Source organism: Streptomyces sp. NPDC058326 (genome assembly GCF_042879855.1).
In the GTDB taxonomy this organism is placed as follows: domain Bacteria; phylum Actinomycetota; class Actinomycetes; order Streptomycetales; family Streptomycetaceae; genus Streptomyces.
Window position 1 is genome coordinate 128940 of the sequence record NZ_JBHVZO010000019.1, and the last position, 10642, is coordinate 139581.

Here is a 10642-nt window from a genome sequence, read left to right on the forward strand (position 1 = left end):
TCCGCGACTAGCGGCGGACGGCGTCCAGCGCGTCGATCAGACCGGCCCCGTAGAAGCCGTTCTTGTTCTTGCCACCCTCACAGACGGCGTCGATCTTGCCATCGCCCTCGATGTCGTACGGGTTCGTGCAGGCGCGGTCGTCGGCCTGCGCGTACAGCAGCGCCTTCAGCGCCGCCGGGCTCGCGTAGGGGTGCGTCGACTTCAGCAGCGCGAGCACACCGGCGGCGTGCGGCGCGGCCATCGACGTGCCGGCCTTGTAGTTGTAGCCGCCGTTGACCGTGGTCGACCAGATGCGGCCGTTGATCGCCGGGGCGTCCGGGGTCTGGTACTCGGTGCGGTCGCCGCCGGGGGCGGCGACGTCGATGACGCCGAGACCGTAGTTGGAGTAGGACGCCTTCAGGTCCTTGGCACCGGTCGCGGAGACGGTGACGACGCCCGGCAGCATGGCCGGGTAGTCGAGGCACTCCTTCGGGTCGATGACCCGGTCGCCCGGCGTGGTGTCGTTCGGGCTGCTGTTGTCGACGATCGAGTCGGCCGCGAGGTCGAACTTCGAGTTGCCGGCCGCCGCCACGTTGACCGTGCCCTTGCGCTCCGCGTAGCGGGTCGCGCGGGTGACCGCCTCGATGAGGGCCTTCTGGTCCTCGTCGTTCTTGCAGGCGAACATCCACGGGTCGGTGTAGTAGCTGTTGTTCGTGATCTCGACGCCCTGCTCGGCCGCCCACATGAAGCCGCAGACCACGGCCTCGGTGTAGAAGAAGCCGTCCGGGGTGGACACCTTGATGCCGGAGACCTTGACGCCCGGGGCGACACCGGTGATGCCGATGCCGTTCTTGGCGGCGGCGATCGTGCCGGCGACGTGCGTGCCGTGGTCGCTCTCGCCCGGGTTGGGGCGCCACGAACCGGCGGTGGTGTCCGGCTTGCCGGACACGCAGTTGGCGGAGGCCTTGACGTCGAAGTTCGGCGCCAGGTCCGGGTGGGTGTCGTCGACGCCCGTGTCGATGACGGCGACGGTGACCCGGCTGCTGCCGAGGGTCTTCTTGTGCGCCTTGTCGGCCTTGATCGCCGGGAGGTCCCACTGCAGGGGCTCCATCGGGTCCTGACCGGCCGTGGCGGCTGCCGCGGCGGCCTTGATCTGGGCCGGGGTCAGCGTTTGCGCGCCCTCGTCGACGGCGGTGTCCGTCTGGGCGGACAGCGGAGCGGTACGGGTCGCACCGGCCGACACCACGCCACGCGCCGTGCGGATCGTCTTCGCGAACTCGGGGTTCTGCGAGTGGACGACTATCACGCCGATCTGGTCGTACGAGACGACCACCTCGCCACCCGCGGCGGCTATCGCCTTCTTCACCGAGGAGGCGGTCCAGCGGCCCCCCGCGACGTTGACGACGTACGTCAGCTTCGGCCCGTTCGTCGCCACGGCGGACGTCGGTGCGTCACTCAGTTCCGCGGCGGAGGCGGCGCCGGAGGGAAGGAAGCCGAGCGAGGCCGTGAGCGCGAGACCAACCGGCAGAGCAAGAGCTCGGCCGCGCCTCGATCCCAGATGAGCCATGGGTTCTCCACATCATCCGTATGTACTGTCCGCGCGCGGGTTTGCGCGCGGACAGGTGCATGACGAGTGAAGCTATCGCTGATCTTCCCGGCGCTTCAATGAGTTGAGAAGACTTCATGAAGATCTGTACGAATAAATCCCTCGTGTGAACCGCTTCGCTTCCCGCTCCGTGCCGTTGTGCAGGGGAGGGGTTCCTCCGGAACCCCGGCTCCCGCACCCCTGGTGAGGCCCCCTTGACCAAGCCGTCCGCCCCCGCGTCACGAGGAGATTCCGTGGCTACCGAAGCACCGCCGCCGCCCAGAAAAGGGACGGAGGCCGCAACCGCTCCCGTATCGCCCACGACGGAACAGTTCGTCGAGGTGCAGGAGGGCGCGGAGTTCGGCGAACTGCGCCGTACGTACCGCTCCTTCGCCTTCCCCCTGACCCTCGCCTTCATCGCCTGGTACCTGCTCTACGTGCTGCTCTCCAACTACGCGGGCGGCTTCATGGGCACCAAGGTCTTCGGCAACATCAACATGGCGCTCGTCCTGGGCCTCGGCCAGTTCCTCACCACCTTCCTCATCGCCTGGCTCTACTCGCGGCACGCGGCGGACCGGCTCGACCCCAAGGCCGAGGCCATCAGGCACCGTATGGAGGGCGACGCATGACCACCCCCGTCCTGCTCGCGGCCGACAGCGCCACCACCGAGCACCGGCCCCTGATCATCGCCCTCTTCGGCGCCTTCGTCATCGCGACCCTGTGCATCACCGTCTGGGCCGGCCGCCAGACCCGCAGCGCCGCCGACTTCTACGCCGGCGGCGGCCAGTTCACCGGCTTCCAGAACGGCCTCGCGATCTCCGGCGACTACATGTCCGCCGCGTCCTTCCTCGGCATCAGCGGCGCCATCGCCCTCTACGGCTACGACGGCTTCCTCTACTCGATCGGCTTCCTCGTCGCCTGGCTCGTCGCCCTGCTCCTGGTCGCCGAACCGCTGCGCAACTCCGGCCGCTTCACCATGGGCGACGTCCTCGCCTACCGGATGCGCCAGCGACCCGTCAGGACCGCCGCCGGTACCTCCACCATCGTCGTCTCGATCTTCTACCTGCTCGCGCAGATGGCGGGCGCGGGCGTCCTCGTCTCGCTGCTCCTCGGCATCACCAGCGACGGCGGCAAGATCGCGATCGTCGCCCTCGTCGGCGTCCTGATGATCGTCTACGTGACGATCGGCGGCATGAAGGGCACCACCTGGGTGCAGATGGTGAAGGCCGTCCTGCTCATCGCGGGCACGCTCCTCATCACCTTCCTCATCCTCCTGAAGTTCGACTTCAACCTCTCGCAGCTGCTCGGCGCCGCCGCCACCAACAGCGGCAAGGGCGACGCGTTCCTGGAGCCCGGCCTCAAGTACGGCCTGAGCTCCGTCTCGAAGCTCGACTTCCTCTCCCTCGGCATCGCCCTCGTCCTCGGCACCGCGGGCCTGCCCCACATCCTGATCCGCTTCTACACGGTGCCGACCGCCAAGGCCGCCCGTAAGTCGGTCAACTGGGCCATCGGCATCATCGGCGCCTTCTACCTGATGACGATCGTCCTCGGCTTCGGCGCCGCCGCCCTGCTCAGCGGCGACACCATCAGGGCGTCCAACAAGGCGGGCAACACGGCGGCCCCGCTCACCGCCCTCGAGGTCGGCGGCGGTGCCGACTCCACCGGTGGCGCGATCCTCCTCGCCGTCATCTCCGCCGTCGCCTTCGCCACCATCCTCGCCGTGGTCGCCGGACTCACCCTGGCCTCCTCCTCGTCCTTCGCGCACGACATCTACGCGAACGTGATCAGGCGCGGGAAGGCCACCGAGAAGGAGGAGATGCGGGCCGCCCGCTGGTCCACCGTCCTCATCGGCATCGTGTCGATCGCGCTCGGCGCCCTCGCCCGCGACCTCAACGTCGCCGGCCTGGTCGCCCTCGCCTTCGCGGTCGCCGCCTCGGCCAACCTGCCGACGATCCTCTACTCGCTCTTCTGGAAGCGGTTCACCACCCAGGGCGCGCTCTGGTCGATCTACGGCGGACTGATCTCCTCCGTCGTCCTCGTCCTCTTCTCGCCGGTCGTCTCCGGCGGGCCGGCCTCGATGTTCAAGGGCGTGGACTTCCACTGGTTCCCGCTGGAGAACCCCGGCCTCGTGTCGATCCCGCTCGGCTTCCTCCTCGGCTGGCTCGGCTCCCTCCTCTCCAAGGAGGAGCCGGACGCCGGCAAGTACGCGGAGCTGGAGGTCAAGTCCCTGACCGGGGTCGGCGTCGCCGCCGCGGTCAAGCACTGACCGGAGCGCAGCGGTTCGTATACGTTCCGCGACTCCCCGATGGCCGCGTCGTAGAGTTCTACGACGCGGCCTCACCGGTCCTCGTGACAATCTGCCCTGCTCGTTGTCCGTCCGCTCACGTAGGCTCGAACCACACGCAACCGCAAGACGGGGAGGGGGCCCACAGTGCTCATCGACACCTATGGCCGGGTGGCCACCGACCTGCGCGTCTCGCTCACGGACCGGTGCAACCTGCGCTGCACCTACTGCATGCCCGAAGAGGGACTGCAGTGGCTCGCGAAGCCGGACCTGCTCACCGACGACGAGATCGTCCGGCTGATCCGCATCGCCGTCACCGACCTCGGCGTCACCGAGGTCCGCTTCACCGGAGGCGAGCCGCTGCTCCGCCCCGGCCTCGTCGGCATCGTCGAGCGCTGCGCGGCCCTGGAGCCCCGCCCCCGGATGTCCCTCACCACCAACGGCATCGGGCTGAAGCGCACGGCCGCCGCCCTCAAGGCCGCCGGCCTCGACCGGGTCAACGTCTCCCTGGACACCCTGCGCCCCGACGTCTTCAAGACCCTCACCCGCCGGGACCGCCACCGGGACGTCCTCGACGGCATGGCCGCCGCCCGGGACGCCGGTCTCACCCCGGTCAAGGTCAACGCGGTCCTGATGCCCGGGCTCAACGCGGACGAGGCCCCCGACCTCCTGGCCTGGGCGGTGGCGGAGGGTTACGAGCTCCGCTTCATCGAGCAGATGCCCCTCGACGCCCAGCACGGCTGGAAGCGCGACGGCATGATCACGGCCGGTGACATCCTGGAGTCCCTGCGCACCCGCTTCACCCTGACGCCCGAGGGCTCCGACGAGCGCGGTTCGGCGCCCGCCGAGCGCTGGGTCGTCGACGGCGGACCGCACACCGTCGGGGTCATCGCCTCCGTCACCCGCCCGTTCTGCCGGGCCTGCGACCGCACCCGGCTCACCGCCGACGGCCAGGTGCGGACCTGTCTGTTCGCCACCGAGGAGACGGATCTGCGGGCCACGCTCCGTTCGGACGCGTCGGACGACGAGGTCGCCCGGATCTGGAAGCAGGCCATGTGGGGCAAGAAGGCCGGCTCGGGCCTCGACGACCCGAGCTTCCTCCAGCCCGACCGCCCGATGTCCGCGATCGGCGGCTGAGCCCGGAGGCCTCAGGCCTCGCCGGACTCCCACTCCGCGAGTGGTACGACATCCTTCAGAAAGCCCCGGACTCCCAGGAACTGGGAGAGGTGTTCGCGGTGCTCCTCGCACGCGAGCCAGGTCTTGCGGCGCTCGGGCGTGTGCAGCTTGGGGTTGTTCCACGCGAGTACCCAGACGGCGTCGGCGCGGCAGCCCTTGGCGGAACAGGTCGGCTTCTCTTCGCTCACTGGACCATTGATCACCTGATCATTGTCCAGCAAGGGCGATGCCGAGCAGCCACGGGGGGAGCTGCCCGGCATCGGTCCGTCGCTCCGACGGGGGATGCGGAGCGCGTAGGCAGTATGTCACGGCACATGGGGTGCGGTGCACCGGAACTTCACGATTGATCTGAGCTTTTCTTGAGCTTTCCGGCCACTGTGTGTGATCAGTTCCGGCCGTACGGGCGCTCCGTGCCGGCGTCCTCCGAGGCCTCGGGCGCGCCGAGCGCGGGCCGCACCGGAGCCGGTACGAAGGTGGAGGGAAGGGACGGAGCCGTCTCACGGCCCGCGTTCGCAATGACCACCGCGACATAGGGGAGCAGGATGCCCAGGGCGAGGGCCACGACGGCCACATGCCGTTCGACGTTCCACAGCACCGCGGCCGCGATCACGGAGAGCGTCCGCACCGTCATGGAGATGATGTAGCGCCGCTGCCGCCCGCGCACGTCGTCGGCGAGCCCCTGCCGTGCTCCCGTGATCCGGAAGACCTCGGTCCCGCCACGCTTCGGCATCGCCGTCACCACCCACCCGGTCGCGCCGGACGCTCCCGGTCCGGACCTCCGTCCCACGGTACGCCCGCCTTCCGGCGGCGACGAGACCGGGGCACGTATGGCGCTGTCCGACATGCGTTGTATGACCGATGGGTCGAGACTGGGCCCACATGCGTACAAGGAGGAGACGATGGGTTGGTTGTGGGCGATCATCGTGGGACTGGTCCTCGGTCTGATCGCGAAGGCGATCCTGCCGGGGAAGCAGCAGATCCCGCTGTGGCTGACGGTCGTGTTCGGCATTCTCGGCAGCGTGCTCGGCAACGCGGTCGCGACCTGGATCGGAGTCAACGACACCAAGGGCATCGACTGGACCCGCCACCTGCTCCAGCTGGCTGGCGCCGTCGCCGTGGTCGGGGTGGGCGACATGCTGTGGGCCTCGATGAAGGGCACCCGCCGACGGGCGTGAGCCCGCCGGAAGACCGGAGGCCCGGTACGGCACACCACTGTGTGCCGTACCGGGCCTCCGGTGTACGCGTACCGGTCAGGCGCCGGCGAACTCGATCGCCGCCAGGTTCTTCTTGCCGCGCCGCAGCACCAGCCAGCGGCCGTGCAGCAGCTCCTCCGCCGTCACCTCGGCGTCCTCGGCGGTCACCTTCACGTTGTTCACGTAGGCCCCGCCCTCCTTCACCGTGCGGCGCGCGCCCGACTTGCTCGGCGCGAGCCCGACCTCGGTGAACAGGTCCACGACCTGGCCGAGCTCGGTCACCCGCGCGTGCGGCAGCTCGGACAGCGCGGCGGCCAGCGTCGCCTCGTCAAGCTCGGCCAGATCGCCCTGACCGAACAGCGCCTTGGAGGCGTTGATGACGGCCGCGCACTGCTCGGCGCCGTGGACGAGGGTGGTGAGCTCCTCGGCGAGCGCCCGCTGCGCGGCCCGCGCCTGCGGCCGCTCGGCGGTCTGCCGCTCCAGCTCCTCCAGCTCCTCGCGGGACATGAAGGACAGGATCCGCATGTACGTCGAGACGTCCCGGTCGTCCACGTTCAGCCAGAACTGGTAGAACGCGTACGGCGTCGTCATCTCCGGGTCCAGCCAGACGGCCCCGCTCTCGGTCTTGCCGAACTTGGTGCCGTCCGCCTTGACCATCAGCGGGGTCGCGAGGGCGTGTACCTCCGCGCCCGGCTCCAGGCGGTGGATCAGGTCGAGGCCGGCTACCAGGTTGCCCCACTGGTCGGAGCCGCCCTGCTGGAGCGTGCAGCCGTAGCGGCGGTACAGCTCCCGGAAGTCCATGGCCTGGAGCAGCTGGTAGCTGAACTCGGTGTAGCTGATGCCCTGCTCCGACTCCAGGCGCCGGGCGACGGAGTCCTTGGTGAGCATCTTGTTGACCCGGAAGTGCTTGCCGATGTCCCGCAGGAACTCGATCGCCGACAGGCCGGCGGTCCAGTCCAGGTTGTTCACCATGACGGCCGCGTTCTCCCCCTCGAAGGAGAGGAACGGCTCGATCTGCGTCCGCAGCCGGTTCACCCAGTTCGCGACCGTCTCGGGGTCGTTCAGGGTGCGCTCGGCCGTCGGCCGCGGGTCACCGATCTGGCCGGTCGCCCCGCCGACCAGCGCCAGCGGCCGGTGCCCGGCCCGCTGGAGCCGGCGGACGGTGAGGACCTGGACCAGGTGGCCGACGTGGAGACTGGCCGCGGTCGGGTCGAAACCGCAATAGAAGGTGACGGGACCGTCCGCGAGAGCCTTGCGCAGTGCGTCCTCATCGGTGGACTGGGCGAAGAGCCCACGCCACTTCAGCTCGTCGACGATGTCCGTCACGACCGTCAGTCTCCTCAGGTTGTTGGTGGTACGACGACCCAGTCTAGGTGGGTCAGACTCCCTTGCTGACCGAGCTCATGTTGAAGTCGGGCACCCGCAGGGCGGGCATCGCCGCCCGGGTGAACCAGTCGCTCCACTCGCGCGGCAGCGTCTTCTCCGTCCGGCCGGCCTCCGAGGCCCGCGACAGCAGGTCCACCGGCGACTCGTTGAACCGGAAGTTGTTCACCTCGCCGACGACCTCGCCGTTCTCGACGAGGTAGACGCCGTCCCGGGTCAGACCGGTGAGCAGCAGCGTCGCCGGGTCGACCTCGCGGATGTACCAGAGGCAGGTGAGGAGCAGACCGCGCTCCGTCGAGGCGACCATCTCCTCGAGTGAGCGCTCGCCCCCGCCGTCCAGGATCAGGTTGCCCGCCACGGGCGCCACGGGCAACCGAGTAAGTTCGGCCGTGTGCCGGGTGGTGATCAGACGCTCGAGGCGTCCGTCCCGCATCCAGTCCGTCGGTGCGACCGGCAGCCCGTTGTCGAAGACGGAGGAGTCGTCGCCCGAGGAGTGCGCGATCACGAACGGCGCGGACTCCAGACCCGGTTCGTTGGGGTCGCTGCGCAGCGTCAGCGGCAGCGGGGAGAGGGTCTCGCCGAGCCGGGTGCCGCCGCCGGGCTTGGAGAAGACCGTACGGCCCTCCACCGCGTCCCGGGCCGCCGACGACCACAGCTGGTAGATCAGCAGATCGGCCACGGCGGTCGGCGGCAGCAGCGTCTCGTACCGCCCGGCGGGCAGCTCGATCCGCCGCTCCGCCCAGCCGAGCCGGGTCGCGAGCTCGGCGTCGAGCGCGGCCGGGTCGACGTCCTTGAAGTCCCGGGTCGAGCGCCCGGCCCAGGCGGAGCGCGAGCGGTCGGGCGACTTGGCGTTCAGCTCCAGGGTTCCCTTGGGCTGGTCGTGCCGGAGCCGCAGCCCCGTGGACGTACCCAGGTAGGTGGAGTTCAGCTCGTGGTTGGCGAACCCGTAGAGCTCACGGCCGCCGGCCCGGGCACGGGCGAAGGCCTCGCCGAGCGCCGGGGCGAAGTCGGCGAAGACGGCGGAGGACGTCTCCGCCGGGGCGTCCGTGAAGTCGGGCGACGAGGGCACGTCCGCCACCAGCGGCTGGGCGTCCTCGGCGGGCCCTGCGGCACGCGCGGCGGCCTCGGCGGCCCGGACCAGGGGCTCCAGGTCGTCGACGGTCACGGCGGACCGGGACACGACCCCGGAGGCGGTGCCCTGCGCGCCGTCGACGGTCGCGATCACCGTGAGGGTCCTGCCCCGGGTGACGCCGTTCGTCGTGAGCGCGTTCCCGGCCCAGCGCAGATTGGCGGACGACTCCTCGTCGGCGATGACGACACACCCGTCGGCACGGGACAGCTCAAGGGCCCGCTCGACGATCTCGTACGGCTTGCTGACGCGGCTCATCGTCCGGCCTCCTGCGTCGTGTTCAGAATGTTGACGCCCCGGAAGAGGGCGGAGGGGCAGCCGTGGGAGACCGCGGCGACCTGGCCCGGCTGGGCCTTGCCGCAGTTGAACGCGCCGCCGAGGACGTACGTCTGCGGACCGCCGACCTGCTCCATCGAGCCCCAGAACTCGGTGGTCGTCGCCTGGTACGCCACGTCCCGCAGCTGCCCGGCGAGCCGCCCGTTCTCGATGCGGAAGAACCGCTGCCCGGTGAACTGGAAGTTGTAGCGCTGCATGTCGATCGACCAGGACCGGTCACCGACCACGTAGATGCCCCGCTCCACGCCCCCGATCAGGTCCTCGGTCGCCAGACCGCCCGGATCCGGCTGGAGCGAGACGTTCGCCATCCGCTGCACCGGCACGTGCGCGGCGGAGTCCGCGAAGGCGCAGCCGTTCGACCGGCCGAGGCCCGTGAGCTTCGCGATCCGCCGGTCCAGCTGGTAGCCGACCAGCGTGCCGTCCTTCACCAGGTCCCAGGACTGCGCCTCGACGCCCTCGTCGTCGTACCCGATGGTCGCGAGACCGTGCTCGGCGGTCCTGTCACCCGTCACGTTCATGATCGAGGAGCCGTACGCCAGCTTGCCCAGCTGGTCGAAGGTGGCGAAGGAGGTGCCCGCGTACGCGGCCTCGTAGCCGAGGGCCCGGTCCAGCTCGGTGGCATGCCCGATCGACTCGTGGATCGTCAGCCAGAGGTTCGACGGGTCCACGACCAGGTCGTACCGGCCCGCCTCGACGCTCGGCGCACGCATCTTCTCGGCGAGCAGCCCCGGGATCTCGTCGAGCTCCTTGTCCCAGTCCCAGCCGGTGCCCGTCAGATACTCCCAGCCCCGCCCGACCGGCGGCGCGATCGTCCGCATCGAGTCGAACTCACCGGTCGTCTCGTCGACGGCGACCGCCGTGAGCTGCGGGTGCAGCCGGACCCGCTGCTGCGTGGTGACCGTGCCCGCCGTGTCCGCGTAGAACTTGTTCTCGTGGACGGTGAGCAGCGAGGCGTCCACATGCGCCACACCTTCGGCCCGCAGCAGCCGCGCGCTCCAGTCGGCGAGCAGCGCGCTCTTCTCCTCGCCGGGGACGGAGAAGGGGTCGATCTCGTACGAGGAGACCCAGGTGCGCTCCTCGTGCACCGGCTCCTCGGCCAGCTCCACACGCTCGTCCGAACCGGCCGCCGCGATCACCTTCGCCGACAGCTTGGCCATCGCCACCGCCTGCGAGGCGACCCGCGCGGCCCCGTCCATGGTCAGGTCGACCCCGGACGCGAACCCCCAGGCCCCGCCGTGCACCACCCGCACCGCGTAGCCGAGGTCCGTGGTGTCCGAGGAACCGGACGGTTTGGCGTCACGCAGCCGCCAGGAGGCGCTGCGCACCCGCTCCAGACGGAAGTCCGCGTGCTCGGCGCCGAGCGCACGCGCTCGGGCGAGCGCCGCGTCGGCGAGCGCCCGCAGGGGCAGCGCGACGAACGAAGGGTCGATCTGATGGACCACGAGCGGCCTCGCTCTCGGTGATCGGAAGGGGGGTCGATCTGCCCCGGAAGTCAATCACGGGACGCGTCTCCGGGTCGGCGCATTGATGTGTGCCCGCAGCGGAAACCGCTCCAACCCGCCTGCCGGACAAGCTGA

The 10642-nt window shown here is 70.0% G+C and carries 10 protein-coding genes; 4 read left to right on the plus strand and 6 right to left on the minus strand.

The features are described 5' to 3' along the window. Positions 1 to 7: 7 nt before the first annotated feature. A complete protein-coding gene (locus ACFVYX_RS28990; RefSeq protein WP_389684442.1) occupies positions 8 to 1546 on the minus strand; it encodes a S8 family serine peptidase in 1539 nt (512 codons plus the stop codon). A gap of 272 nt (positions 1547 to 1818) precedes the next feature. On the opposite strand from ACFVYX_RS28990, the gene ACFVYX_RS28995 reads away from it, so the two are divergent. From ACFVYX_RS28995 to moaA, 3 genes are all read left to right on the plus strand, one after another. Further along, positions 1819 to 2193, plus strand: a complete 375-nt coding sequence (locus ACFVYX_RS28995) for a DUF485 domain-containing protein (RefSeq protein WP_389684443.1) — start codon at positions 1819 to 1821, stop codon at positions 2191 to 2193. Further along, a complete protein-coding gene (locus ACFVYX_RS29000; RefSeq protein ID WP_389684444.1) occupies positions 2190 to 3830 on the plus strand; it encodes a cation acetate symporter in 1641 nt (546 codons plus the stop codon). The genes ACFVYX_RS28995 and ACFVYX_RS29000 overlap by 4 nt, the downstream gene beginning before the upstream one ends. 165 nt (positions 3831 to 3995) lie before the next feature. Next, positions 3996 to 4985, plus strand: a complete 990-nt coding sequence (moaA, locus tag ACFVYX_RS29005) for a GTP 3',8-cyclase MoaA (protein ID WP_389684445.1) — start codon at positions 3996 to 3998, stop codon at positions 4983 to 4985. Between the two features lie 11 nt (positions 4986 to 4996). On the opposite strand, the gene ACFVYX_RS29010 is transcribed toward moaA, so the two are convergent. Further along, the gene (locus ACFVYX_RS29010; protein WP_389684446.1) at positions 4997 to 5212 is read right to left on the minus strand and encodes a hypothetical protein; all 216 of its coding nucleotides are present in this window, start codon (positions 5210 to 5212) and stop codon (positions 4997 to 4999) included. A gap of 197 nt (positions 5213 to 5409) precedes the next feature. After that, entirely contained in the window at positions 5410 to 5754 is a 345-nt protein-coding gene (locus ACFVYX_RS29015; RefSeq protein ID WP_389684447.1) for a DUF3099 domain-containing protein, read from the minus strand. Between the two features lie 169 nt (positions 5755 to 5923). Between ACFVYX_RS29015 and ACFVYX_RS29020 the strand changes: the two genes are divergently transcribed. Next, a complete protein-coding gene (locus ACFVYX_RS29020) occupies positions 5924 to 6199 on the plus strand; it encodes a GlsB/YeaQ/YmgE family stress response membrane protein (protein ID WP_389684448.1) in 276 nt (91 codons plus the stop codon). Positions 6200 to 6274: 75 nt separating this feature from the next. On the opposite strand, the gene tyrS is transcribed toward ACFVYX_RS29020, so the two are convergent. The 3 genes from tyrS to ACFVYX_RS29035 are packed head-to-tail and all read right to left on the minus strand — an operon-like array spanning position 6275 to position 10507. Beyond that, a complete protein-coding gene (gene tyrS, locus ACFVYX_RS29025) occupies positions 6275 to 7543 on the minus strand; it encodes a tyrosine--tRNA ligase (protein ID WP_389684449.1) in 1269 nt (422 codons plus the stop codon). A 52-nt stretch (positions 7544 to 7595) separates the two neighbouring features. Next, a complete protein-coding gene (locus ACFVYX_RS29030) occupies positions 7596 to 8987 on the minus strand; it encodes a metallopeptidase TldD-related protein (protein ID WP_389684450.1) in 1392 nt (463 codons plus the stop codon). After that, the gene (locus ACFVYX_RS29035) at positions 8984 to 10507 is read right to left on the minus strand and encodes a TldD/PmbA family protein (protein WP_389684451.1); all 1524 of its coding nucleotides are present in this window, start codon (positions 10505 to 10507) and stop codon (positions 8984 to 8986) included. Before ACFVYX_RS29035 ends, ACFVYX_RS29030 begins: the two co-directional genes overlap by 4 nt. Positions 10508 to 10642 lie beyond the last annotated feature (135 nt).